Annotated in this window: 21 protein-coding genes; 15 read left to right on the top strand and 6 right to left on the bottom strand. The window is 73.8% G+C overall.

Annotated elements, in window-relative coordinates:
• Positions 1-88: 88 nt before the first annotated feature.
• Positions 89-3,844 (bottom strand): multifunctional oxoglutarate decarboxylase/oxoglutarate dehydrogenase thiamine pyrophosphate-binding subunit/dihydrolipoyllysine-residue succinyltransferase subunit, encoded by a 3,756-nt coding sequence (locus ACFYPS_RS19745; protein ID WP_387325985.1) that lies wholly within the window; start codon positions 3,842-3,844, stop codon positions 89-91.
• A 265-nt stretch (positions 3,845-4,109) separates the two neighbouring features.
• On the opposite strand from ACFYPS_RS19745, the gene ACFYPS_RS19750 reads away from it, so the two are divergent.
• Positions 4,110-4,457: a hypothetical protein gene (locus tag ACFYPS_RS19750; RefSeq protein WP_354963776.1), complete on the top strand. Its 348-nt coding sequence runs from the start codon at positions 4,110-4,112 to the stop codon at positions 4,455-4,457.
• The gene (locus ACFYPS_RS19755) at positions 4,454-4,861 is read left to right on the top strand and encodes a hypothetical protein (protein ID WP_354963777.1); all 408 of its coding nucleotides are present in this window, start codon (positions 4,454-4,456) and stop codon (positions 4,859-4,861) included. Before ACFYPS_RS19750 ends, ACFYPS_RS19755 begins: the two co-directional genes overlap by 4 nt.
• Positions 4,862-4,947: 86 nt before the next feature.
• Here the strand turns inward: ACFYPS_RS19755 and ACFYPS_RS19760 are convergent, their stop codons facing one another.
• The 3 genes from ACFYPS_RS19760 to ACFYPS_RS19770 all read right to left on the bottom strand — a co-directional run bounded on the left by ACFYPS_RS19760 (position 4,948) and on the right by ACFYPS_RS19770 (position 7,493).
• Complete coding sequence (locus ACFYPS_RS19760) at positions 4,948-5,772, bottom strand: ABC transporter permease (protein WP_354963778.1); 825 nt, start codon at positions 5,770-5,772, stop codon at positions 4,948-4,950.
• Positions 5,769-6,704: an ATP-binding cassette domain-containing protein gene (locus ACFYPS_RS19765; protein ID WP_354963779.1), complete on the bottom strand. Its 936-nt coding sequence runs from the start codon at positions 6,702-6,704 to the stop codon at positions 5,769-5,771. The genes ACFYPS_RS19760 and ACFYPS_RS19765 overlap by 4 nt, the downstream gene beginning before the upstream one ends.
• A 141-nt stretch (positions 6,705-6,845) precedes the next feature.
• A complete protein-coding gene (locus tag ACFYPS_RS19770; protein WP_354963780.1) occupies positions 6,846-7,493 on the bottom strand; it encodes a hypothetical protein in 648 nt (215 codons plus the stop codon).
• Between the two features lie 154 nt (positions 7,494-7,647).
• On the opposite strand from ACFYPS_RS19770, the gene ACFYPS_RS19775 reads away from it, so the two are divergent.
• From ACFYPS_RS19775 to ACFYPS_RS19815, 9 genes are all read left to right on the top strand, one after another.
• On the top strand, positions 7,648-8,427 hold the full coding sequence (locus ACFYPS_RS19775) for a GNAT family N-acyltransferase (protein ID WP_354963781.1): 780 nt from the start codon (positions 7,648-7,650) through the stop codon (positions 8,425-8,427).
• Positions 8,424-9,350 (top strand): lysophospholipid acyltransferase family protein, encoded by a 927-nt coding sequence (locus ACFYPS_RS19780; RefSeq protein WP_354963782.1) that lies wholly within the window; start codon positions 8,424-8,426, stop codon positions 9,348-9,350. Before ACFYPS_RS19775 ends, ACFYPS_RS19780 begins: the two co-directional genes overlap by 4 nt.
• Before the next feature lie 141 nt (positions 9,351-9,491).
• Positions 9,492-10,316, top strand: coding sequence for a DUF4097 family beta strand repeat-containing protein (locus ACFYPS_RS19785; protein ID WP_354963783.1), 825 nt, complete (start codon positions 9,492-9,494; stop codon positions 10,314-10,316).
• Complete coding sequence (locus tag ACFYPS_RS19790; protein WP_354963784.1) at positions 10,313-10,924, top strand: PadR family transcriptional regulator; 612 nt, start codon at positions 10,313-10,315, stop codon at positions 10,922-10,924. The genes ACFYPS_RS19785 and ACFYPS_RS19790 overlap by 4 nt, the downstream gene beginning before the upstream one ends.
• Before the next feature lie 97 nt (positions 10,925-11,021).
• On the top strand, positions 11,022-11,723 hold the full coding sequence (locus tag ACFYPS_RS19795; RefSeq protein WP_030336721.1) for a response regulator transcription factor: 702 nt from the start codon (positions 11,022-11,024) through the stop codon (positions 11,721-11,723).
• The gene (locus ACFYPS_RS19800) at positions 11,720-13,279 is read left to right on the top strand and encodes a HAMP domain-containing sensor histidine kinase (RefSeq protein ID WP_354963785.1); all 1,560 of its coding nucleotides are present in this window, start codon (positions 11,720-11,722) and stop codon (positions 13,277-13,279) included. The genes ACFYPS_RS19795 and ACFYPS_RS19800 overlap by 4 nt, the downstream gene beginning before the upstream one ends.
• A gap of 63 nt (positions 13,280-13,342) precedes the next feature.
• Positions 13,343-14,917 (top strand): trypsin-like peptidase domain-containing protein, encoded by a 1,575-nt coding sequence (locus ACFYPS_RS19805; RefSeq protein ID WP_354963786.1) that lies wholly within the window; start codon positions 13,343-13,345, stop codon positions 14,915-14,917.
• A 178-nt stretch (positions 14,918-15,095) separates the two neighbouring features.
• Positions 15,096-15,767: a BON domain-containing protein gene (locus tag ACFYPS_RS19810; RefSeq protein WP_354963787.1), complete on the top strand. Its 672-nt coding sequence runs from the start codon at positions 15,096-15,098 to the stop codon at positions 15,765-15,767.
• 100 nt (positions 15,768-15,867) lie between these two features.
• A complete protein-coding gene (locus ACFYPS_RS19815) occupies positions 15,868-16,977 on the top strand; it encodes a glycosyltransferase family 4 protein (RefSeq protein WP_387325995.1) in 1,110 nt (369 codons plus the stop codon).
• A 31-nt stretch (positions 16,978-17,008) separates the two neighbouring features.
• On the opposite strand, the gene ACFYPS_RS19820 is transcribed toward ACFYPS_RS19815, so the two are convergent.
• Both ACFYPS_RS19820 and ACFYPS_RS19825 read right to left on the bottom strand, forming a co-directional pair.
• On the bottom strand, positions 17,009-17,377 hold the full coding sequence (locus ACFYPS_RS19820) for a hypothetical protein (protein ID WP_387325997.1): 369 nt from the start codon (positions 17,375-17,377) through the stop codon (positions 17,009-17,011).
• Positions 17,378-17,439: 62 nt separating this feature from the next.
• Positions 17,440-18,342, bottom strand: a complete 903-nt coding sequence (locus tag ACFYPS_RS19825) for a serine/threonine-protein kinase (RefSeq protein WP_354963789.1) — start codon at positions 18,340-18,342, stop codon at positions 17,440-17,442.
• Between the two features lie 165 nt (positions 18,343-18,507).
• On the opposite strand from ACFYPS_RS19825, the gene ACFYPS_RS19830 reads away from it, so the two are divergent.
• The 4 genes from ACFYPS_RS19830 to ACFYPS_RS19845 are packed head-to-tail and all read left to right on the top strand — an operon-like array spanning position 18,508 to position 24,164.
• Positions 18,508-19,341, top strand: a complete 834-nt coding sequence (locus tag ACFYPS_RS19830; protein ID WP_354963790.1) for a patatin-like phospholipase family protein — start codon at positions 18,508-18,510, stop codon at positions 19,339-19,341.
• On the top strand, positions 19,341-20,357 hold the full coding sequence (locus ACFYPS_RS19835) for a 1-acyl-sn-glycerol-3-phosphate acyltransferase (RefSeq protein WP_354963791.1): 1,017 nt from the start codon (positions 19,341-19,343) through the stop codon (positions 20,355-20,357). Before ACFYPS_RS19830 ends, ACFYPS_RS19835 begins: the two co-directional genes overlap by 1 nt.
• A 9-nt stretch (positions 20,358-20,366) precedes the next feature.
• On the top strand, positions 20,367-20,687 hold the full coding sequence (cutA, locus tag ACFYPS_RS19840; RefSeq protein WP_354963792.1) for a divalent-cation tolerance protein CutA: 321 nt from the start codon (positions 20,367-20,369) through the stop codon (positions 20,685-20,687).
• Between the two features lie 48 nt (positions 20,688-20,735).
• Complete coding sequence (locus ACFYPS_RS19845; RefSeq protein WP_387326002.1) at positions 20,736-24,164, top strand: SCO7613 C-terminal domain-containing membrane protein; 3,429 nt, start codon at positions 20,736-20,738, stop codon at positions 24,162-24,164.
• The last annotated feature ends 130 nt before the right edge of the window (positions 24,165-24,294 follow it).

Raw genomic sequence — 24,294 nt, forward strand, 5'->3', positions numbered from 1 at the left:
GTCCCGGCTCGGCCGGGCGGGTGGACCGACGGAGCCGGGGCAGGGCCGTTGTGAACGGTCCTGCCCCGGCTCGCGCGGTGCGGTCAGATCACGGGCGGGGGAGGGCTGCCTCGATCAGGGCGTTCTGCTCGACCTCGTGGGTCTTGGCGGAGCCGACTGCCGGGGCGGCTGCGGCCGGGCGGGAGATCCGCCGCAGCCGGACGTCCGTGAGGTGCTCCAGCAGGTTGAGCGCGACGAACGACCAGGCCCCCTGGTTGGCCGGCTCCTCCTGCACCCAGGCGAAGTCCTCCGCGTTCGGGTACTGCGCCAGGGCGGCCCGGATCTCCTCCACCGGCAGTGGGTACAGCTGCTCGATCCGGAGGATCGCGGTGTCGGTGACCTCGCGCTGCTGCCGGGCCTGGAACAGGTCGTAGTAGATCTTGCCGGAGCAGAGCAGCACCCGCTTCACCGCCTCCGGTGCCGGGGCGGCCGTGTCGCGCAGCACCGGCTGGAAGGTGCCGGTGGTGAAGTCCTCCACCGACGAGACGCAGAGCTTGTGCCGCAGCAGCGACTTCGGCGTGAAGACCACCAGCGGCTTGCGCTTCGGCGACAGAGCCTGACGGCGCAGCAGGTGGAAGTAGTTCGCCGGGGTGGTCGGGATGGAGACCCGCATGTTGTCCTCGGCGCACATCTGCAGGAACCGCTCGGGGCGGCCGGAGGTGTGGTCCGGCCCCTGACCCTCGTGGCCGTGCGGCAGCAGCAGGGTGACCGCGGAGCGCTGACCCCACTTCACCTCACCGGAGGAGATGAACTCGTCGATCACCGACTGGGCACCGTTGACGAAGTCGCCGAACTGGGCCTCCCAGGCGACCAGCGCGTTGATGTTCTCCACCGAGTAGCCGTACTCGAAGCCCATCGCGGCGTACTCGCTGAGCAGCGAGTCGTGCACGAAGAACCGGGAGCGCTCGCCGTCACCGGTGAGCGACTTCAGCGGCAGGTAGTCGTCGCCGGTGCGGGCGTCCACCACCGAGGCGTGCCGCTGGACGAAGGTGCCGCGGCGTGAATCCTGACCGGCGAGCCGGACGGTGATCCCGTCGTGCAGCAGCGCCCCGAGCGCGATGATCTCGCCGAAGCCCCAGTCGATGTTGCCCTCCACGGACATCTTCGCCCGCCGGTCGAGCAACTGCTGGATCCGCTTGTGCGGGGTGAAGCCCTCCGGCAGGTTGATGTGCGCCTCGCCGATCGCCTTCACCACGGCGGCGTCGGTGGCGGTGTCGACCTGCGGCTCCGGCTCCTCCTCACGGCGCGGCCGGTTGAGCTGGCGCGGCGCCGAGGCGGCGTCCCGGGTGGCCTTGAAGACCCGCTCCAGTTGCGCCTGGTAGTCGCGCAGCAGCTCCTCCGCGTCCTCCACGGTGATGTCGCCGCGACCGATCAGCTCCTCGGTGTAGAGCTTGCGGACCGAGCGCTTCGAATCAATGATCTTGTACATCTGCGGGTTGGACATCGACGGGTCGTCGCCCTCGTTGTGCCCGCGCCGGCGGTAGCAGACCATGTCGATCACGACGTCCTTGTTGAACGCCTGCCGGTACTCGAAGGCCAGCCGGGCCACCCGGACCACGGCCTCCGGGTCGTCGCCGTTGACGTGGAAGATCGGCGCCTGGATCATCCGGGCCACGTCGGTGCTGTAGAGGCTGGACCGGCTGTACTCCGGGGCGGTGGTGAAACCGACCTGGTTGTTGACCACCACGTGCACGGTGCCGCCGGTGCGGTAGCCGCGCAGCTGCGAGAGGTTGAGGGTCTCGGCGACCACACCCTGCCCGGCGAACGCGGCGTCACCGTGCACCGCCAGCGGCAGCACGGTGTAGCCCTCCAGCTTGAGGTCGATCCGGTCCTGCTTGGCCCGGACGATGCCCTCCAGCACCGGGTCGACGGCCTCCAGGTGCGACGGGTTGGCCACCACCGACACCTTGACCGCGTGCTCGCCGTCGGGGGTGGTGAACTTGCCGTTCTGGCCCAGGTGGTACTTCACGTCGCCGGAGCCCTGCGTCGAGCGCGGGTCCAGGTGTCCCTCGAACTCGGAGAAGATCTTCTCGTACGGCTTGCCGACGATGTTGGCCAGCACGTTGAGCCGACCCCGGTGGGCCATGCCGATGACGACCTCGTCCAGCCCGCTCTCGGCGGAGGACTCCAGCACCTCGCCGAGCAGCGGGATCAGCGACTCGCCGCCCTCCAGCGAGAAGCGCTTCTGGCCGACGTACTTGGTCTGCAGGAAGGTCTCGAACGCCTCGGCGGCGTTGAGCCGGTTGAGCACGTGCTTCTGCTCGTCCGGGGAGGGCTTCTCGTACTTGCGCTCGATCCGCTCCTGGATCCAGCGCCGCTCCTCCGGGTCCTGGATGTGCATGTACTCGATGCCGACCCGGCGGCAGTACGAGTCGCGCAGCACGCCGAGGATCTCGCGCAGCTTCATCCGCTGCCGACCGGCGAAACCGTTCACCGGGAACTCGCGGTCGAGGTCCCACAGGGTCAGCCCGTGTTGGAGTACGTCGAGATCCGGGTGCTTGCGGATCTTGAACTCGAGCGGGTCGGTGTCGGCCATCAGGTGCCCGCGCACCCGGTAGGCGTGGATCAGCTCGTGCACCCGCGCGGTCTTGTTGATCTGGCCCTCGGAGTTGACCGCGACGTCGCGTACCCAGCGGACCGGCTCGTACGGGATCCGCAGCGAGGTGAAGATCTCGTCGTAGAAACCGTGCTCGCCCAGGATCAGCTCGTGCATCACCTTGAGGAACTCGCCGGACTGCGCGCCCTGGATGATCCGGTGGTCGTACGTGCTGGTCAGCGTGATGATCTTGCTGACCGCCAGCTCGGCCAGGGTGGCCTCGGACATGCCCTGGTAGGGGGCCGGGTACTCCATCGCGCCGACGCCGATGATCGCGCTCTGCCCCTGCATCAGCCGCGGCATCGAGTGCACGGTGCCGATACCGCCGGGGTTGGTCAGCGAGATCGTGGTGCCGGAGTAGTCCTCCATGGTCAGCTCATTGCGCCGCGCCCGCCGGACCACGTCCTCGTACGCCTGCCAGAACTGCCGGAAGTCCATCTGCTCGCAGCCCTTGATGGAGGGGACCACCAGGTTGCGGGTGCCGTCCGGCTTGGCCAGGTCGATGGCGATGCCGAGGTTGACGTGTGCCGGGCGGACCACCGCCGGCTTGCCGTTGGCCTCGGCGAAGGAGTTGTTCATCTCCGGGTGCTGGACCAGCGCCCGGACCATCGCGTAGCCGACCAGGTGGGTGAAGCTGACCTTGCCACCGCGCCCGCGGGCGAGGTGGTTGTTGATCACGATGCGGTTGTCCACCAGCAGCTTGGCCGGGACGGCGCGCACGCTGGTCGCGGTGGGCACGCTCAGCGAGGCGTCCATGTTCTGGACGATCTTCGCGGCGACCCCGCGCAGCGGCGTGGTCTGGGGGCCGTCGGCGCTCGGCGCGGCGGCCTTCTCGGCCGGCTTGGCCGGGGCGGCCTTCGCCGGGGCGGCGGCCTTCGCCGGAGCGGGTGCGGCCTTGGCCGGTGCCGGCTGCGCGGCGGCCGGCTTGCTGGCGGCCGCCGGCTTCGCCGCGGCGCTGGGCTGGCTGACCGAGGCGGCCGCCTCGGGCTGGCCGTCCGGCTCCGGCGCCGCGGCCGGCGTGCCCGTCGACTCACCGCCGCGCGGGGTGGCGGCACCCGGCGCGGGTCGGTAGTCGGCGAAGAAGTCGTGCCAGGCCGAATCGACGCTCGTTGGGTCGGCGAGGTAGCGCTGGTACATGTCCTCGACGATCCACTCGTTCGGGCCGAAACCCGCCAGTGGGTTATCCTGCGAAGTCTGCTGGGTCGACACGGCCGGTAATCGCCTCTTTCACGCGGGTTTATGTGTCACGCGGTGTCCGTCGCGCCCGGTTCGGAGCACGGACAGGACGGCTCCCAGGCTACGCCGTACGGATCCCGCAGGCATTTCCGCCTCGGCCGCGTGGTCCGATTCACAGAAGATGCCAGAAGTTCAGCAAGTGCTGCGGGTCGGCCCGAGGGCTGATAGGTCGGCCGGCGCCGGCGCCTGAGTACCGGTACGGATGTCCGCACGGGCGCTCCTCGGCAGGATCGGCCGCATGGATGACACGGGGGAACGGAAGCGGTACGGCCCGAGCATGGCGGTCGCGTTCGGTTGGTACGCCACCGCGATCGCGGCGGTGGTGGTGGGTGTGAACAGCGTGCCGAGCGCCCCGCGGCGGGACTGTTCGGCGATGTTCAGTTGCCTCTCCCCGATGGAGTCACTGGCGCTGGCCGGGCTGGTCTGGGGCGGGCCGGTGCTCGTCGGGTTGCTGATCGTCACGGCGGTGATCAACGCGCTGTTGGTCCGCCGGATCACCTCGCCGGTGCTGGCCGGCACTCTGTCCGTGGCGGTCAGCCTCGCGGTCTGCGCCGTCGTGGCCGCCGCGTACCTGGGCCGGTCGTGAAGCGGCTCGGGCTCGGCGGGCTCTTCTTCGCCTGGCTCTACGGGGTGCCGTTCCTGCTCGTGGTGGCCCTGATCCGGCGGACGTCCACGCCGTACACGCCGACCCAGGACGTGGCGCGGGCGTTCGGCGCGACGACCGACGCCCTGCTGACCGCCGGGCTCCTGCTGAACGCGGCGCTGCCGCTGGCCGGCCTGCTGCTCGCCGGGTGGGCGGGGGAGCAGGGCTGGCGGCGGCACTTCGGCTGGGCGTTCGGTGGGATGGCGCTGCTCTACGTGGCGGTCGCGCTCGCCGGCAGCATGGCCACCAGCACCCTGGTCGGCCACACCCCGGCCGACCAGGAGCCGGACCCGCCGGTCGGCCACTGCGTCCCGATCAGCGGTGGCCGGGGCTGCCCGGGCGGGTGAGTCGACGGAGCCGGGGCCGGCGGGGTCGGGGGTCCGGGACGCCCCGGGGTGGCGACCGAGCCGCCGCCACCCCGGGACGATCCGGGTCAGGAGATGTCGCGCCGGCGCATCAGCAGGGTGCCGACCAGGCCGGTGATCACCGCGTACCCGATCAGCACGAGGGCGCCGGCCCAGCGCGGCGGGTTGCCGGGGATGTCCGCCCCGGTGACCATCAGCGACGAGGCGAGCGACGGCACCAGCAGTTGCAGGTTGTTGATCCAATCGCCCCAGCGGGCGGCCAGGATGCTGATCACCACGATCGCGCCGATCGAGCCACCCAGGTAGAGCAGGATGCCGGTCACGGTCGCGCCGATCTGGCTGCGGATCAGCACCCCGATGCCGACGCCGAACACCGCCCAGAGCAGGTACGCGAGCAGGTTCAACCCGATCGCGCGCCAGGCCGCGTCGTTGCCCAGTTGCGAGCCCACCCCCACGGCGTTCAGCACCGCCGCACCGGCGAGCAGGTTGAGCGCCGTGGTGACCAGCCAGAACAGCAGCGCCAGCACACCCGCCGCGGCGAGCTTGGCGCTCATCACGGCGGTGCGGTGCGGCGTGGTGAGGAACGTGGTGGTCACCGTCTGGTGGAAGAACTCACTGGTCACCACGATGATGCCGAGCAGCATCACGATCAGCAGACCGAAGAACTGCCCGGTGGTGAACAGGTTCGACGAGAGGGCGTCCGGGCTGGCCGCGGCCGCCAGGGTGTCGACCTGGTCGGGTGGCACGTCGCCGAGGTTCCCGCTCGTCAGGGCATCGGCCTGCAACCAGTTGATGAGCAGGGTGAGCGCCCAGAGCGGCAGGCTGATGAGCGCGAAGATCCACCAGGTGTTGGTGGTACGGATCTTGAGCAGTTCGGCTCGGATCAGGTTCATCGGATGCCCGCCTTTCCGGCCGTCAGCTCCAGGAAGACCCGTTCCAGGTCGGGCCGTTCGGTGGTCAGTTCGTGCAGCTCGACCCCGGCGGCCAGGGCGGCGCGGCCGATCGTCGGGGCGTCCACCCCGCCGACCAGCAGGACACCCTGCTCGTCGGTGTCGACGGTGGCCGACTGCGCCTTCAGCGCGGTGATCAGCGCCTCGGTGTGCGGGGTGCGGACGCGGACCCGAGCGCCCTGCGCCATCGACCCGAGGACCTGGTCGACCGGGCCCTGGCGGACCAGCTGCCCGGCCGCGATGATCACCACGTCGTCGGCGAGCAACTGCATCTCCGACAGCAGGTGGCTGGAGACCAGCACGGTGCGACCCTCGTGGGCGAGGTTCTTGAGGAACCCGCGCATCCACCGGATGCCCTCCGGGTCGAGCCCGTTCGCCGGCTCGTCCAGGATCAGCACCCGGGGGTCACCGAGCATGGCGGCGGCGATGCCGAGCCGCTGCTTCATGCCGAGCGAGTAGCCCTTGAACTTGCGCTTCGCCGCCGGGGTCAACCCGACCAGGGCCAGCGCCTCGTCGGCCCGCTGCCTGGGCAGCCCGGCCGCCGCGCAGATCACCCGCAGGTGGTTGATGCCGGTGCGGCCCTTGTGCGCGCTGGACGCCTCCAGGATCGCGCCGACGTGCCGCAGCGGGTCGGAGAGGTCGGCGTACCGGTGGCCGCTGATGGTGGCCGTACCGGCGGTCGGCGTGACCAGGTTCAGCAACATGCGCAGCGTGGTGGTCTTGCCGGCGCCGTTCGGGCCGAGGAAGCCGGTCACCCGTCCCGGCGCGACGGTGAAGGACAGGTTGTTCACCGCCCGGACGTTCTTGTACTGCTTCGACAGACCGGACACCACGATCTGACCGTCGCTGGTGGGGCTTCGCTGCCCGTCAGTCATCGTTCTCCTCCCGTGTGTGGCGTCGAGGTACGCCGTGGCACAGCGTGACGGCCCCGGGCAACAAGGTCAATCAGGCGCGGTCCGTACGGCGTGGTCCGCCTCGGGGTGGAGGCGGGTCCTCCCTGCGGACGACGGAGCGGTTCAGCGGGAGATCCAGGTGGCACGGGCCAGGCCGAGCAGCGCGCCGTCCGGTCCGTACAGGCTGGTGTGCACGAGGGCCTTGCGCCCATCGGCGCGGATCAGCGCACCGGTCACCACGCACTCGTCGCCCGGCTCCGGCAGCGCGGTGACCACGGCGGCGATCCGGCCCAGCAGGTACGGACGGCCCGGCGCGAGCACCGTCCACCCACCCGGACAGTCCAGCGCCGCCCAGACCGTGGCGTCGCTGACCCTCTCGGGCGCCCGGAACGGCGCGGCGGTCCGACCGTCCGGCAGGCGGCCAGGGAAGATCCGCAGCCCGTCGGCCCGGTGCGGACCGCAGACGTAGCAGTCGGGGAACGGGTGCTCGACCAGCCCGGGGTAGCGGCTCGCGGCGTCGATCGCGGTGTCCCGGTCGACCGGCGGTACGACGGCGTCCACCGCCCCGTCCGGGCGTACCTCGGCCACCAGCTCGCCGGCCGGGTCACGGACCTCGCCGTCGACCATCCTCAGCGCCGTCTCCAACGGTGGTGGCCGGCGCAGCGTCACCTCGACGGGGCCGGGGCCGCCGGCCTCGGCGGCGAAGACTCCGGCGCTCCAGCCGCCGTTGCCGGAGCCGGACGGCCCGTTGTAGCGGGACTCGATGCGCATCGTCGACCTCCGGTGTCGGGGCGTGCCGGCGCCGTCGCCGGGTCCGTCCGGCAGCCTCGCACGGCCGCCGTCGGGCGCATCCGCCGGCCGGCGTTCACCCGAGCGACACCGGTGGTCACCTTGGATGGCAACCCGGGGCACCTACACAGATCCCATGGCTGTTCTGCATGCCGCTGGCGCACCCCTGACGACCAGCGGATACACCCTGCTGATCGCCGACGACCCAACCCAGGTCGCGGCCGCGCAACGCCTGCGTCACGAGGTGTTCGCCACCGAGCTCGGCGCCACCCTCCGCCCGGGTGAGGCCGGGATGGACGTGGACCCCTTCGACGCCCACTGCGACCACCTGATCGTCCGCCAGGAGAGCACCGGCGAGGTGGTCGGTACGTACCGGCTGCTGCCGCCCGGTCGCACCAACCGTCGGTACGCCGAGGGCGAGTTCGACCTCGCCGCGCTCGACCCGCTGCGCGACGACCTGGTCGAGGCTGGGCGGTCCTGCGTGCACCCGGACCACCGCTCGGGCGCGGTGATCAACCTGATGTGGGCCGGCATCACCCGGTACCTGCACCTGCGCGGCTCACGCTGGCTCGGCGGCTGCGCCTCGGTGCCGGTGGCCGACGGCGGTCGGGCGGTGGCCGAGGTGTGGGCGCAGGCCCAGGCCCGGCACCTGGCGCCGCCTCCGCTGCGGGTCCGCCCGCTCCGGCCCTGGTTCGCCGAGCCGGCCGCCGGCGCTGGCCCGGTGGCCGCCGCCGATCCGGTCGGCCGCGCGGCGGTGCCGCCGCTGCTGCGTGGCTACCTGCGGCTCGGCGCGTGGATCTGCGGCGAGCCGTCGTACGACCCCGACTTCGGGGTCGCGGACTTCTACGTGTTGTTCTCGCTGGACCGGATGAACCCGCGCTACCTGCGGCACTTCCTGGGCGGGGAGGAGCGGTGACCGCCGCGCCGCACGACCTCTGGCGGCCCTCGTCCGGCTGTGACGAGGGGTGCCTGCCGGCGGCCGGCGAGGTGCCCACGGTGCCGGTGGCCCGCCGGGTGCTCCGGTTGGTCGCGGCGGCCGGCATGCTGCTGGCCGGGGTGGGCCTGGTGGTGCTGCTGCCCCTGCTGCCGGCACCGGAGCGGCAGGCGGCGGTCCGTGGCTGGGCCCGGGGCACCGCGCGCGCCTTCGGCGTCCGACTGGTGATCCGGGGCCGACCGCCCCGGCGGCGTGCGCTGCTGGTCGCCAACCACGTCTCGTGGCTGGACATCCTCGCGGTGCTGGCGGTCGCGCCGACCCGGATGGTGGCGAAGCGGGAGATCCGCTCCTGGCCGGTGGTGGGCCTGCTCGCGGCGGCGGCGGGCACGGTCTTCGTGGACCGGTCCCGGCCGCGGGCGCTGCCGGCCACCGTGCGCCGGGTCGGCGACGCGCTACGCGCCGGCCGCTCGGTAGCGGTCTTTCCGGAGGGTACGACCTGGTGCGCCGGGGACCGCGCGGTCGACTGCCGTCCCGGCGGCGGGTTCCGGCCCGCGACGTTCCAGGCGGCCATCGACACCGGCAGCCCGGTGGTGCCGCTGCGGCTCGTGCACCGGTGCGAGGCCACCGGGACGGCCACCACGGCCGGCGCCTTCCTCGGCGCGGACACCCTGCTGCGCTCGGTGGCCCGGGTGGTCGCGGCGCGGGAACTGGTGGTGACGGTGACGGTCGGTGCCGCGCTGCATCCGGCCCGCGACGCGGATCGGCGGTTGCTGGCCCGGGCCGCCGAGTCGGCCGTACACCTGCGGCCCCCGCCGGGTGCCGGGGCGCGGGCCCGGAGAACCACGAGCCCGGCGGCTCCCGTGCTGTCGCCAGCCGCCGGCCGGGAGCTGGACCTGGCGGCCTGAGGGGAGCGGCCGCCCGGTCGGCGCATGCCCGGGCCGGACGGCCCGGCAACTCGCGACAGTCTTGTGCTGTCGCGATGTATCGCGTTACTGTTTCTCTCGGCGGACGCGCATCGGCGCGTCGTCGAGGGGGAGGAGGACGCCATGACCGGATGGACGGTCGACAGCCCACAGCGGCTCACCGTGGACGGCCCGGTCAGCCGGCTGGACGTCCGCCTGGTGAGCGGGCGGCTCAACGTGGTCGCCACCGACGGCCCGGCCCGGGTCGACGTCACCCGGGTCGGCCGCCGACCCGTCCTGGTCACCCACTCCGACGGTCGGCTCACCATCCGCCAGGAGCGCGGCCGGGGCTGGGCGGACGCCCTGCGGTGGATCCGGTCGATCACGCGGTACCCGCGAGTGGACGTCTCCGTGGCGGTGCCCGCCGACGTCGTCGCCGACCTGGGGCTGGTCGCAGGCTCGCTGGTCGCCTCCGGGCTGCGCCGGGAAACCACGGTCGACGTGACCGCCGGGCAGATCACCCTGATGGGGTTGCGGGGCAGCACCTTCGCGAAGATCACCTCCGGGCCGGTGGAGGCGCTCGGCGTGGGCGGCGACCTCAGTCTGGAGACGGTCTCCGGTGAGGTGATCCTCGCCGACAGCGCCGCTGACCGGGTGCGGGCGCAGACCGTTTCGGGAGCCATCACCTGCGACCTGGACAACCCCCGCCGCAGCGAGATCCGACTCACCACCATCTCGGGCAGCATCACCGTCCGGATCCGGGAGGACAGCGACCTCGACGTACGCCTGCACACCACCTCGGGCCGGATCACCAGCGGGTTCCCCCAGGTCCGCACATCGACGTTCCCGCTGGCCAACAGTGTGGGGGTGCTCGGCGCCGGCGAGGGTAAGCTCTGGGCGTCCGCGACCTCGGGGAGCATCGCCCTACTTGCCCGGCCGGTGGACGACGACCAGGAGGAGTTGCCGTGACCGCCGTGTTCAGCCACGGCCGGCTCCGGCTCTACCTGCTCAAACTCCTCGACGACGGTCCGAAGCACGGCTACGAGCTGATCCGCCTGCTGGAGGACCGGTTCCTCGGGCTCTACGCGCCCAGCGCCGGCACCATCTACCCCCGCCTGCAACGGCTGGAGGCCGAAGGGCTGGTCACGCACACCGCCGCCGGAGGCCGCAAGACGTACGGCATCACCGACGCCGGCCGCGACGAGCTGCGCCAACGGGCCGGCGAGCTGAGCACCCTGGAGGCGGACATCGCCGCCTCGGTGGCGGACCTCTCCACCCTGGCCGGCGAGATCCGCAGCGAGGTGAGCGGCTCGGTGCGCGACCTCAAGCGGGAGCTGAGCGCGGCAGCCCGGCAGACCCGCCGTACCCGTTGGGAGCCTCCGGCCCCGCCGCCCGGTCCGGCGGCGGCGAACGGCCCCCGCGCGGGACTGCTCGACGAGCTCGACCAGCGGCTGGCCGCGTTCACCGTCGAGGTCGGCCGGCTGGCGCGGGCCCGGCAGTTCAGCGACACCCAGCTGCGTACCGCGATCCGGCTGCTCGACGGCGCGCTGGACGGGCTGCGTCGGCTGCTGCGCTGACCGGCGGTGCCGGCCAGGTCGGGAGCGGCCGACGACTCACAGGATTTTTGCAGGAAGCATCCAGCGCCGGTGCAGTGAGGTCACCGATGATGGGCACATGCCCGCTACCCAGACCGAGGCGCGACTGCTCGTCGTCGAGGACGACCCGAACATCCTCGAACTGCTCTCCGCGAGCCTGCGCTTCGCGGGCTTCGACGTGGCCACCGCGACCAGCGGCAGCGCGGCCCTGAACGCCGCCAAGGACCACCGACCCGACCTGGTCGTGCTCGACGTGATGCTGCCGGACCTCGACGGCTTCGAGGTCATCCGGATGCTCCGCGAGGGCGGTACGCGTACCCCGGTGGTCTTCCTGACCGCCCGGGACGCCACCGACGACAAGATCCGCGGGCTGACCCTGGGCGGCGACGACTACGTCACCAAGCCGTTCAGCCTGGAGGAGCTGACCGCCCGGATCCGCGCCGTGCTGCGCCGCACCACCACCGGCGAGCAGGCCCCGTCCCGGCTCACCTTCGCCGATCTGGAGCTGGACGAGGAGACCCACGAGGTGCACCGGGCCGGGCAGCGGGTGCAGCTGTCGCCGACCGAGTTCAAACTGCTGCGCTACCTGATGCTCAACGCCAACCGGGTGCTGTCCAAGGCGCAGATCCTCGACCACGTCTGGAACTACGACTTCCGCGGCGACGACAACATCGTCGAGTCCTACATCTCCTACCTGCGGCGCAAGGTCGACACCACCCAGCCCCGGCTCATCCACACCCTGCGCGGCGTCGGGTACGTGCTGCGCAAGCCGGCGGCGTGAACGGGGTCCAGCAGGCGAAGGGGCGGCTGCGGGCCGTACCACTGCGGATCAAACTGGTCGCCTCGGTGCTGGCGTTGGTCGCCGGCGCCCTGGTGGTGATCAGCGTCTCGACCGCGTACTTCCTGCACAACTACCTGGTCGACCAGATCGACCTCGAACTGCGCAACTCGGCGGACCGGATCCAGTTGCCGTCGTCGAAGGAGGTCTACCTGCCCAGCGACTACGTTGTCGTGGTGACCAGCCCGACCACTGGCAAGGTGCAGGACTACGCGTACGACACGTCCCGCTTCACGCTGGCGGATCTACCGCCGTGGCCGAGCGACGCGGCCGGGTTCGAAGCGCAGGAGGCGGCACAGAAGGACAGCCCGCGCACCGTCCGCGCCCGGGACAGCTCGGTGCGCTGGCGGATGCTCTACACCGAGCTGCCCAACGGCCAGAGGGCGGCGATCGGCGAGCACCTGACCGACGTCGACCTCGCCGTCAAGCGGTTGGCCTGGATCGACCTGCTGGTCGGCGGGTCGGTGCTGATCATGCTGGCCTCGGTGGGCGCGGCGATCGTGCGGACCAGCCTCAAGCCGCTGGTGGAGATCGAACGGACCGCCGCCGCCATCGCCGGCGGTGACCTGACCCGCCGGGTGCCCGACCCGGAGCAGGGACAGGAGCATCCCACCTCCGAGCTGGGCCGGCTCTCCCGGGCGCTGAACGCGATGCTCACCCAGATCGAGGCGGCGTTCACCGCCCGGGCCGCTTCGGAGACCGCCGCGCGCTCGGCCGAGAGCGCCGCCCGGGACGCGGCGGTCGCCGCGCAGGCGTCCGAGGCGCGGGCCCGGCGGTCCGAGGAGCGGATGCGGCAGTTCGTCGCGGACGCCTCACACGAGTTGCGGACCCCGCTGACCACCATCCGGGGCTTCGCCGAGCTGTACCGGCAGGGCGCGGCCCGGGCACCCGAGCAGACCGCCGGCCTGCTGCGCCGGATCGAGGACGAGGCGGCCCGGATGGGGCTGCTGGTGGAGGACCTGCTGCTGCTCGCACGGCTGGACCGGGAACGGCCGCTCTCGCTCGCCCCGGTGGAGCTGCCGGTGCTGGCGTCCGACGCGGTGCAGGCCGCCCGCGCGATGGCCCCGGACCGGCGGATCGAGCTGGAGATCGAGCCCGGCTCGGGCCCCCTGGTCGTCTTCGCCGACGACGCGCGGCTGCGTCAGGTGATCGGCAACTTGGTCACCAACGCGCTGACCCACACCCCAGCGGACGCCAAGGTCAGCCTGCGGCTGCGCGCCGAGCCGGGGAACCTCGCCGTCGTGGAGGTGGCCGACACCGGCCCCGGGCTCTCCCCGGAGCAGGCGGAACGGGTCTTCGAGCGGTTCTACCGGGCCGACGCGGCGCGGACCCGGCGGGCCGACGGCAACACCGGCACCGGCCTGGGCCTGGCCATCGTGGCGGCGTTGGTCGCCGCCCACCACGGCGCGGTCGAGGTGGTGGAGACCCCGGGCGGCGGCGCCACCTTCCGGGTCCGGCTGCCGCAGGTGCCACAGGACGACGGCGGTGCCGGCGAATGACTTTTCAGGCAACTTTCAGGACGGTTCCAGGTTGGTCGCAGTGGCCGGGGAGAAGGTAGTTCCATGACCGAGTTCGAGTCCGACCCGCAGCGCCGGCCGGCCCCCACCGACGCCGACCCCACCGCCGAGCTGCCGCGCGACGAGCGCGCGCAGTCCGACTCCCCGACCACCCCTGTTCCGGTCGTCCCGACCACCGGCGACACGGTGACCGCCGCGAACCCGCCCGTGCCGGCCGAGCCCGCAGCGCCCGCGGGATACGCCGGCCAGCAGGCCAGCGCACCGCCGGCCGCCGGGCAGCCGACCGGGTACGAGCCTCCCGCCGGCACCCACTCCGCGCCGCCGTACCCGGTCTCCGGCCAGCCGGGCTACCCGCAGCCGACCGCCGCCCGGTACCCCGGCGCCCCGTGGTACCCCGGCCAGCAGTCCGGCTGGGCCGGCGGGGGCCAGCCGGGCATGGCGTACCAGCAGCAGCACCAGCAGCACCAGCAGCACCCGGGGCAGCACCAGCAGTACCAGCAGCACCCGGGGCAGCCTGTGCCGCCCTGGGGCCCGCAGGCCACGCCGCCCGGCACCGGGCCCCGGCCCGGCCGGATCGCCAAGTTCGCCGGCGCGGGCGTCGCCGTGTTCGCCCTCATGCTCGGCTCCGGCGTGGCCGGTGGCGCGCTCGCGCTCGCCCTCGACGGCGACGGTGGTGGCGTCACCCGCACCTACTCCGCGGCCCCGGTGCTCAACAGCGCCGACCTGCCGAAGATCGCCGCCGCCGTGCAGGACAGCGTCGTCTCCATCGCCACCACCAGCGGCGAGGGCTCCGGCGTGGTGCTCAGCGCCGACGGCTACGTGCTCACCAACAACCACGTGGTCGCCTCCGCCGCCGGTGACACCGTGCAGGTGGTCTTCGCCGACGGCAAGAACGCGCAAGCGAAGATCGTCGGTACCGACCCGAAGACCGACCTGGCCGTGGTGAAGGCCGACGGGGTGAGCAACCTCAAGCCGGCCACCTTCGGCGACAGCGACGGCATGCAGGTTGGCGACCAGGTGCTCGCCCTGGGCAGCCCGCTCGGCCTGCAGGGGTCGGTGACCGCGGGCATCCTCAGCGCCCGGGACCGCACCATCCGGGCCGGTGAGGGCCAGCCCCAGGACCCGAACCAGCAGGGCCAGGCGGTCAGCTCGATCTCCGGCCTGCTCCAGACCGATGCCCCGATCAACCCCGGCAACTCCGGTGGCGCCCTGGTCAACACCCGTGGCGAGGTGATCGGCGTCAACACCGCCATCGCCACCTCCGGGCAGAGCACCGGCAACATCGGCGTCGGGTTCGCGATCCCCAGCAACAAGGCCAAGGACGTCGCGGGCAAGCTCCAGCGCGGCGAGAAGGTCAGCCACCCGTCGCTCGGGGTCGGCGTCAACCAGGCCGAGGGCGGCGGTGCCCTGGTCGCGTCGGTCACCCCGGGCAGCGCTGCCGACAAGGCCGGCTTCCAGCGGGGCGACGTGATCTCCCGGTTCGGCGACAAGGCCGTCAACGACTCCGACGACCTGGTCGGCGCGGTGCAGGCCGGCAAGGTCGGCGACCGCGTCCAGGTGCAGTTCAAGCGCAACGGCACCGAGAAGACCGTGACCGTGACGCTCGCCGAGACGTCCTGACCGATATCTGAACCTGCCTCCTCCCTCCGGCGGCGGGTGGCGGGGCCAAGGGGGTTGGCTCCGTCACCCGCCGCTCTTTTCCGCCCTGACGGCGGTTCACCCGATCCGGGTGAACCGCCGTCACCCGTACGCCGGGCACGGTCGGCAGGCGATCCGGCGACGTACGGGGGTGGATGCCATGAGCACGGCGACGGATGTCCGCGACGACCAGCGGATCCAGCGCGACGTCCTGGCCGAGCTGGCCTGGGACGCGCGGCTGCAACCGAACGAGATCGGCGTGACCGTCGACCAGGGTGTGGTCACCCTGACCGGATTCGTGGACGGGGCCGCCCGCGGCTGGGCGGCGATCCGCTGCGCGCAGCGGGTCCGCGGGGTGCGGGTGGTCGCCGACGAGATCGAGGTGCGGCTGCCGGGCACACCGGGGCGTACCGACGCCGAGATCGCCATCGCCGCCAGCCGGGCGCTGGAGTGGGACAGCTTCGTGCCGGCCGAACGGCTGGACGTGACCGTGGCCAACGGCTGGCTGATGCTCCGCGGCGAGGTCGAGTTCGGCTGGCAGCGCCGCACCGCGGAGGGGGAGCTGCGCCGGTTGGACGGCGTACGGGGGATCACCAACCTGGTCGAGGTGCGTCCGCCGGCGCCACCGGCCGGTGACCGGCTGCGCCGGGACGTCCAGCGCGCGCTGCTGCGGACGCTCGGCGGCGACCGGGTGACGGTCGAGGTGGACGGCGACACGCTGGTCCTCGCCGGGGTGGTCCGCTCGTGGTGGGAACGCGACCAGGTCGAGCGGGTGGCCTGGTCCGCGCCCGGGGTGCGGGTCGTGCACGACCAGCTCCTGGTCGGCGGGTGATCGTCCGTCTTGTCCGGTTTACCGGCGACGACATGGGGAAACCGCCGCGGACCATTCCGACCGGCGGCGACACCGGGCCGGGGAGCGACGGGGAGGACTCGTGGCCGTGAACCACCCGCCCGCCCGTGCCTCGGAGCGGCCGTTGCGCATCGCGATGGTGGTGCCGCCGTGGCTGTCCGTGCCGCCGCCCGGCTACGGCGGCCTCGAGCAGGTGGTCGCCGGGCTGGTGGACGCGCTGACCGGGCACGGGCACGCGGTGACGCTGTTCGGTGCCGGTGTACACCACGGCACCGCCGCCGGTGACTTCGTCTCCACCGTTCCGGAGGTCCAGTACCCGCGACTCGGCGAGTCGTTGCCCGAACTGGCCCACCTGGCCCGGGTGAATCGGATGATCACGGCCGGCGATTTCGACGTGATCCACGACCACACCACCATCGGCCCGCTCGTGGCCGGTCGCCGGGCGGTGCCGACGGTGGCGACGGTGCACGGCAACCCGGTGGGGGAGTACGGCGACGTGCTCGGTGAGGTGGACCGGGGCGTCGCCCTGGTGGCCATCTCGCACGCCCAGCGCCGGCTCAACCCGGTCCTGCCCTGGGCCGGCACGGTGCACAACGCGCTGGACCTGCGCGGGTTTCCGCGCAAGTTCGCGCCCGGTCCCGGGCCGGTGCTGTGGCTGGCCCGGTTCAGCCCGGACAAGGGCCCGGACGTCGCCATCCGGGCGTGCCGGGCGGCCGGGCTGCCGCTGCTGCTGGCCGGCAAGTGCAACGAGCCGGCCGAACGCCGGTACTACGAGCAGGTCGTCGCGCCGCTGGTCGGCGACGACGTGACCGTCGTGTTGAACGCCGACCGCGCGGAGACCCTGCGGATGTTGGTCGACGCCCGCTGTCTGATCATGCCGATCCAGTGGGAGGAACCGTTCGGCATGGTGATGTTGGAGGCGATGGCCACCGGGACTCCGGTGGTCGCCTTCGACCGGGGTGCGGTGCCGGAGCTGGTCCTGCCCGGAGTGACCGGTCTGGTCTGCGAGCAACCGGAGGAGCTACCCGCGGCGTTGCTCGCGGCGAAGGGGCTCGACCCGGCGGCGTGCGTGGCGCACGTCGCGGAGAACTTCTCGGTCGAGCGGTTGGCGTACGGCTACGAGGAGGTCTTCCGACGCGTACTCGCCGGCCGGCACGACGTCCGCGAGTCGGTCCGGGTGGCGGCCCGCTGACCGGCCCGCCCCGCTGCCGTCGGAGCCCGGATCAGACCCGGGCGGCACCCAGCTCGGCGATGGCGGCGTCCAGCCGCTCCGCGTACGCCGGACTGATGCCGCCCTCGCCCAGCCGGACCGTGACCTTCTCGCGCAGCCGGGCCACCGGCGGGGCCAGGTCGTTGCGACCGGAGCCGACCGCGGCGGTCAGGTTACGCAGCTCGTTGCGCAGGTCGAGGCCGACGTCGGCGCGGATCTCCCCGGCGGTCAACCCGGCGCCGATCAACCCGTCGACCCGGTTGGCGGCCTCCACCAGGCTGCCCGGCCCGGCGGAGGGCGAGCCGGTGCTCCGTGGTGCCGGCGGCGCCGCGGCCGGGGCGGACGACTCGGTGACCGGCGGGCCGCTCGACGCGGTCGGCACCGGACCGGTGGTGGGCTGCGTCCGCGGTGTCGCCCGCTGCTCGGGCAGCAGGGCCGCGACGGTCAGCCGCCGGCCGCAGGGGCGGGGGTTGCCGGCGGCCGGGGCGGCGTGGGTGCCGGGGTGGTGTCGGTCGGCAGCAGGTGCTCACGCAGCACCGTGGCGACCTGCCGGGCGGTCGACCGCTCGGCCGGATCCCGGGCAAGGCTGCGCAGGCAGACCCGGGCCACCTCAGGGGGCAGCTCCGGCAGCCCGGCCAGCGTCGGCGGCGGGCCGCTGGCCAGCGCGTCGCTGAGCTGCTCCCAGGTGTCCGCCAGGTAGGGGACGCGGCCGGTCAGCGCCTCGTGCAGCAGTACGCCGAGTGAGTACACGTCGGTCGCCGGCTGGGCGGGCGCGCCGTCGAGCCGTTCCGGGGCCACGTACGCCGGGGTGCCGAAGGTGCCGCCGTCCTCGTCCTCGTCGGGAGCGCCGATCCGGGTGGCGATGCCGAAGTCGAGCACCTTGACGCCCACCTCGGTCATCATCACGTTGGCCGGGGTGATGTCCCGGTGCACGATGCCGAGCCGGTGCGCGGCGGCCAGCGCGTCCGCGACCTGCGCGCCCACCCGGACCGCCTCGGCCCACGGCAGCGGGCCCTCGGTGAGCCGCAGCTTCAACTCCTCACCGCTGAGCAGCTCCATCACCACGAAGGAGGTGATGGCGCCGTCCGGGGCGACGGTCTCGCCGTAGTCGTGCACCGAGGTCACGTGCGGGTGCACCAGCTGGGCGGCGGCCCGGGCCTCCTCGCGCACCATGTCCCGGAACCGGGCGTCGGCGGCCAGCGACGGCGCGAGCACCTTGAGCGCGACGACCCGGTCCAGCACCTCGTCCCGTGCGCGCCAGATGACCGACATGCCGCCGGCGCCGATCTGGTCGACAAGCCGGTACCTGCGGGCCAGCAACCGGCCCGCGTGCAGTGCTGCCTTCACGGATCGCACCTGCCTCGGGGTGGGAGCGGTATCAGGTTGCGCGAATGCGTCCGGGCTGTCAACGGTCGTCACTGTCCGCCCCTCGATCCGCGCCGGTCGGGTGCGCCCGCCACCGCGCGGCGGTGGCCGACCGGTCGGCGGCACGCCCGTGCCAGGATGGGTGGCATGGCGGGGGGACCGGTGGCGTTCGTACTCGGGGGCGGGGGAGTGCTCGGCGCGGTCGAGGTGGGCATGTTGCGTGCCCTGTTCCGCGCCGGGATCCAACCCGACATGGTGCTCGGCACCTCGATCGGCGCGGTCAACGGCGCGCTGGTCGCGGCCGACCCGTCGGAGGCGGTGACCGACCGGCTGGTCCGGCTCTGGGCCTCGCCGGAGGCCAGCGAGGTGTACGGCGACTCGGTCGCCCGGCAGCTGCGCCGCTTCGCCGCCCGGACCCACCTGCACTCGCCCCGGCCACTGCGCCGCGTGCTCGAAGCCGAGCTGGGTGTGGACACCACCTTCGCCGACCTGCGGGTGCCGTTCCGCTGCTGTGCCGCGCACATCGAGCGGGCCGCCGAGCACTGGTTCGACAGTGGCCCCGTGGTGCCGGCCGTGCTCGCGTCGGCCTCGGTGCCGGGGCTGCTCCCACCCACCGAGATCGACGGTGCGCACTACGTGGACGGTGGCATCGTCAACTCCATACCGATCGGCGAGGCGGTGGCCGTCGGCGCGAAGCAGATCTTCGTCCTTCAGGTGGGCCGGATCGAACGGGAGCTGACGCCGCCCCGGCGGCCGTGGGAGATCGCGCAGGTGGCGTTCGAGATCTCCCGCCGGCACCGGTTCTTCCGTGAGTTGGCGGCGCTGCCCGAGGGGGTGGAGGTGCACGTCCTGCCGACCGGTGGGCTGAACCCGCGCGACGACACCCCGTGGGCGTACCGCGACATGGCGGCGGTGGGGCGGCGGATCAGCCGCGCGTACACCGCCTCCCGACGCTACCTCGCGACCCACGTGGTGCGGTGATGCCGCTGCCGCCCAGGTGGCTGCGCCGGTTGCTGTTCGCCCCCGTTGTGGTGCTGCTCGCGGTCACCGTGGTGACCACCCTGCCGGTCTGGGCGCTGCTCGCCGCGGCCGCCTCCCCGCTGGTCCCGGGCCGGTTGCGCCCACTGCGGCTGTTCTGGATCGGTTGCGTCTATCTGGTCTGGGACGCCGCCGCGCTGCTCGCGCTCTTCGCGCTCTGGGTCGCCTCCGGCTTCGGCTGGCGGAGCCGGTCGCCGGCCTTCCAGCGCGCGCACTACCTGCTGGCCGGCTGGTTCCTGCGGGCCCTGTTCTGGCAGGCCCGTTGGACACTGCGGCTGCGTATCGACGTGGTGGGCACCGACCCGGACACCGCGCTGCCGGGCCGGCCCGAGTTGGTGCTCTGCCGGCACGCCGGGCCGGGCGACTCGTTCATCCTGATCCACGGGCTGGTCAACTGGTTCAACCGGGAGCCCCGGATCGTGCTCAAGGACAGCCTCCAGTGGGACCCGGCGATCGACGTGCTGCTCAACCGGCTGCCCAACCGGTTCATCGCGCCGACACCGGAGCGCGGCGAGGAGACGGTGCGCCAGGTCGGGCACCTGGCCACCGGCCTGGACGACAACGACGCGTTCGTGATCTTCCCGGAGGGCGGCAACTTCACCCCCAAACGGAGGCTGCGTGCCATCGCCCGGCTGCGCTCCCTCGGGCTGGAGCGGATGGCGTTGCGCGCGGAGCGGATGCGGCACGTGCTCGCCCCGCAGCCCGGCGGGATGCTCGCCGCGCTGGACGCCGCCCCGGACGCCGGGGTCATCTTCGTCGCCCACACCGGGCTGGACCGGATGCTCACCGTCGCCGACGTGTGGCGGGAACTGCCGATGGACAAGCGGATCGTGATGCGGTTCTGGTCGGTGCCGCCGGAGGACGTACCGACCGGACGGCAGGAACGCATCGACTGGCTCTACGACTGGTGGGCGAAGATCGACACCTGGATCGCGGCCAACCGGGACGGCGCCGCGTAGGGTGCGGTCGTGGACCAGATCTGCGTGGTGACGACGGTGGTGGATGCCCGTTCGGTCGCCGACCTGCTGGCGGCCGCAGCCGTCGCAGGACGGCTCGCCGCCTGCGCCCAGGTCAGCGGCCAGGTGGACAGCACCTACTGGTGGCGGTCCGGGGTGGAGACCAGTACCGAGTGGTCGGTGCAGTTCAAGACCGCGCCCGACCGGCTCTCCGCGCTCGTGGACCAGATCCGGACCAGCCACCCATACGAGGTTCCGGAGATCCTGGTGTCCAGGGTGGAGAGTGGCGACCCCGGTTACGCCACCTGGGTGCACGAGCACACCCGCCCCTGAGTACGCGCACTCTGGGCTCGCCCCCGGTGGCGCTTCGAGAATGACCGCGTGGATGACACCGGCTACCCCTGCCCCGCCTGCGGCGCCCCGGCCGACCTGAGCGCCGGCTGCGGCGGCTGTCGCCGCCCGCCTGACCCGACCGCCGCCGAGGTGGTCCGGCTGGGCCGGGAGGTCGCGCGGCTCGGGCCCGAGGTGGAGCGGGCCCGCCGGACGTACGCCGAGCTGGCCGGGCGGCTGGCGGCCAGTTCCCGGCGCCGGGACGAGCTGGCCGCGATCGTTCGTGCCGGGGTGGCCGCGTCCGTCCCGGCGCGTCCGGTGTCCTCCACGGGGGCGGAGACGCCCAACGGGCCGGGGGTGGCGGCCTCGGCCGCCGCGGGGGCCCCGGCGCCGGGAGCGGCGGAGACGTCGACCCGGACGGTCCAGGGCCTGCTCTTCGTCCTCGGTGGACTCCTGCTGGGCACGGCGGCGGTGGTCTTCACCGCGGTGGCCTGGGCGGCGGTGGGGGTCGGTGGACGGGCGCTGATCCTGGCGGCGGTCACGGCGCTCGCCCTGGCCGTCCCGCTGGTGGCGGTCCGTCGGGGGCTGCGCGGCACGGCGGAGACGTTCGCCGCGGTGGGGCTGCTGCTGGTGGTGCTGGACGGCTACGCGGCCTGGTCGGTGGACCTGGCAGGGGTGGCCGGCTGGCCGGGCAGCAGGTACGCCGCGCTGGTCGGGGGGGCCAGCGCGGCGGTCGCCGCGGCGTACGCCCGGTGGAGCCGGTTGACCGGGCCCTGGTTCGCCGCCCTGCTGGCCGCCCAGCCGGTGCTGCCGTTGCTCGCCGTGGAGGCGCGGCCGGGCCCGGCCGGTTGGGCGCTGGTCCTGCTCGGGGTGGCGCTGCTGAACCTGGCCGTGCTGGCCGGGTTGCGCGACGGGGGAGGGCGGGCGCGGCTGGCCGGCCGGGTGCTGTCCGGGGTCGGGCACGTCGCCGCGTTGGTCGGTGCCGCCGGGTGTGCCCTGGTGCCGCTGCTGCTCGGCCGGGCGGCCGGTGCGCCGCTGCTGGCCGGGGGGCCGCTGCTGCTGGTGGCGCTGACCGGGCTCGGCTCGGCCGGGCTGGTCGGGGGACGGGTGCTGCGCGCGGTGGCCGCCGGGCTGCTGGTGCCGGTGCTCGCTGCCGCGCTCCTGCGCCCGGTGGCCGAACTACGGCCGTCGTCGCTGCTGATCGCGGCGGCCACGGTGGCTCTCGGGCTGGCCGGCGCGGTACGGCTGCTGCCGCCCGGCTGGCGGACCGGCCCGCGGGCCGGGGCGCTTCTGGTCGCGGCGGGCACGGTGCAGATCGCGGCGCTGATCACCGGCGGGCTGGCGGTCGCCGCCGTCGGGCGGTCGCTGCCGCCGTGGCACGGTGCCGGGACGGGGCCGGAGCTGGACTGGGGCTGGCAGGTGGCACCCGCCCTGGCGCTGGCGCTCGGCGCGTCGACGCTGCTGCTGCCCCGCGGCGCGCGGGTGGTGGTCGCCACGGCCGGCGCGGTGGTCGTGCTGCTCGCCCTGCCCGTCGGCTGGGCGGTCGCCTGGCCGGCCGTGGTGGCCGTGGACCTGGTCGGTGGGGCCGTGCTGCTGCTCGCCGTGCTGGCCCGACCGGCGCTCCGGCCGACCACACTGCTCACCGGGGCGCTCGGCGGCGCCGTCCTGCTCGGGCACGGCCTGCTGGTGGCCCTGGCCGCTCCGGCCGGTGCCCTGGTGGCACTCGGGACGATCACCGTGCTCGGCCTGGCGCTGGCCGTGCGACGGGCCGCCGGCCCGTACCGGCGGGTGGCCGGCACCGGCCTGCTGGTCGCGCAGGTCGCGCTGCCCGGGGTCGCCGCGCTGGCGCTGTTCGCCGCGGACGCGCCGCCCTGGTGGCAGGCACGGGTCGCGCTGGTCGCCGCCGGGCTTCCGCTGGTCGCGGTGCTCGCGACGCATCGGCACCGGGTGGAGCTGACGGGGTACGCGGTGAGCGGTGCCGTGGTCGCGGTGAGCCTGCCCGGGCTGGCGCCGCTCGTCGTGGCGGGAAACGAGCCGTTCGCGCCGTACGCCGCGCTGGCGGCGTTGGGCGTCGCGCTCGTCGCCCGCTGGGACCGGCCGGCGAACGGCCGGTCGGGCCTGCTGGCGGTGGCCGGCGTCGTTCTGGTGGCGGTCGCGGTGCTGGCCGCGCTGCCGGCGCTGCTGACCGCGCTCACGGCACCGTACGGCAACCGGGGTCCGGTCTGGTCGGGAGTCCCTGCGGTCGTCGCCGACCCGACGGCGCTACCGGCCGCGCTGGCGCTGGTCGTGCTGGCGGTGGCCGCCGTGCTGACGGTTCGGGCGGTCGACCCGCCGCTGCTGCGCGCGCTGCCGTTTGGCGCGGCCGCGCTGCCGGTACTGCTCGTCGCGGTCGGCGCGCCCTGGCCGCTGCTGCCGGCCGCAGTCCTGCTCGCCGGGTTGGCCGCGCTGCTGCTCGCCGCGCTGGCCGTGCCCCGCCCGGCGCTCGTGCCGATCGCCGTGCCGGCGGGGATGGTGCTGGCCGCCTCCGGCGTGGTGGGGCTGCTGGTCACCCGGGCCGGCACCCTCGCCGCCGAGGGTGCGCTGCTGGTGGCTGCGGTGGTGGTCGCCGTCGGAGCGCGAAACGTCGAGGTACGCCTCGTTGGTTGCCTCGCCGCGGTGGGGGCGGCGTCGGCGCTGGCAGTGACCGCCCCGCTCGCCGGTGGGCTGCCGCTCCGGGCAGCGGCGTACCCGTTGCTGGCGGTGGCCGCGCTGGTCCTGGCGGTCGCCGCCGCGTCGAGCCCGCCGGGGGCGGCCCGTGGAGATTCGTCGGCGCGGGCCCGGGCCGGGCGGGTGCTGGATGCCGCCGCGCAGGCCGTGGCGCTGGTGGCGGTGCTGTTCGCCGTCGAGGTGGCGCGGCACCTCGCCACCATCTGCGTGCTCTGGGGTGTCGCCGTCGCGCTGCGGCTGCTGCGCCCGGGCGAGCCGGCGGCACGGCGGTGGTCGTTCGCCGCCATCGCCGCCGGCAGCGAGCTGCTCGGGGCGTGGGTGCTGATGGCAGCCGGCGGGGTGACCGTGCTGGAGGCGTACACCCTGCCGGCTGCGGCGCTCGCCCTCGGCGCGGGCCTGCTGGCACTGCGCACCCGGCCCGATCTGACCAGCTGGCCGGCGCTCGGCCCGGGGCTGGTCGCGGCGTTGCTGCCGAGCCTGGTGTCGGTGTTGGCCGGGCCGGACCCGCAGCCGTGGAGGCGGCTGCTGCTCGGCGCGGCAGCGCTGGGCGCGGTGCTGGCCGGCGCCACCCGCCGGTGGCAGGCTCCGGTGCTGCTCGGCGGCGGGGTGCTGGCGGTGCTGGCGCTGCACGAGCTCGCCCGCGGCTGGGACCTGCTGCCCCGGTGGATCTACCTGGGTGCCGGCGGGCTGGCGTTGATCGGGCTCGCCGCGAGCTACGAGCGGCGGCGGCGCGACCTGGCCCGGCTGCGCGACGCGGTGGCGCGGCTCGGCTGAGCGAATGGGGGGTAGGGCTCGCCCTACCCCCCATTCGGGGGTTGTCAGGGTTACTCAGAGCAACTGATCCCGGGAGACTTGAGTCGGCCCGGTCCACCCCGGTACGGGCGTGAGCGGGAACGGGAGCAGC

This window comes from Micromonospora sp. NPDC005087 (assembly GCF_042872965.1).
Taxonomy (GTDB): Bacteria; Actinomycetota; Actinomycetes; order Mycobacteriales; family Micromonosporaceae; genus Micromonospora.

Coding starts and splice junctions, on each gene's coding strand:
- ACFYPS_RS19750 (WP_354963776.1), top strand. CDS start 4,110: ATGGATGACACGGGGGAACGGAAGCGGTACGGCCCGAGCATGGCGGTC.
- ACFYPS_RS19760 (WP_354963778.1), bottom strand. CDS start 5,772: ATGAACCTGATCCGAGCCGAACTGCTCAAGATCCGTACCACCAACACC.
- ACFYPS_RS19765 (WP_354963779.1), bottom strand. CDS start 6,704: ATGACTGACGGGCAGCGAAGCCCCACCAGCGACGGTCAGATCGTGGTG.
- ACFYPS_RS19770 (WP_354963780.1), bottom strand. CDS start 7,493: ATGCGCATCGAGTCCCGCTACAACGGGCCGTCCGGCTCCGGCAACGGC.
- ACFYPS_RS19775 (WP_354963781.1), top strand. CDS start 7,648: ATGGCTGTTCTGCATGCCGCTGGCGCACCCCTGACGACCAGCGGATAC.
- ACFYPS_RS19785 (WP_354963783.1), top strand. CDS start 9,492: ATGACCGGATGGACGGTCGACAGCCCACAGCGGCTCACCGTGGACGGC.
- ACFYPS_RS19795 (WP_030336721.1), top strand. CDS start 11,022: ATGCCCGCTACCCAGACCGAGGCGCGACTGCTCGTCGTCGAGGACGAC.
- ACFYPS_RS19805 (WP_354963786.1), top strand. CDS start 13,343: ATGACCGAGTTCGAGTCCGACCCGCAGCGCCGGCCGGCCCCCACCGAC.
- ACFYPS_RS19810 (WP_354963787.1), top strand. CDS start 15,096: ATGAGCACGGCGACGGATGTCCGCGACGACCAGCGGATCCAGCGCGAC.
- ACFYPS_RS19830 (WP_354963790.1), top strand. CDS start 18,508: ATGGCGGGGGGACCGGTGGCGTTCGTACTCGGGGGCGGGGGAGTGCTC.
- ACFYPS_RS19835 (WP_354963791.1), top strand. CDS start 19,341: ATGCCGCTGCCGCCCAGGTGGCTGCGCCGGTTGCTGTTCGCCCCCGTT.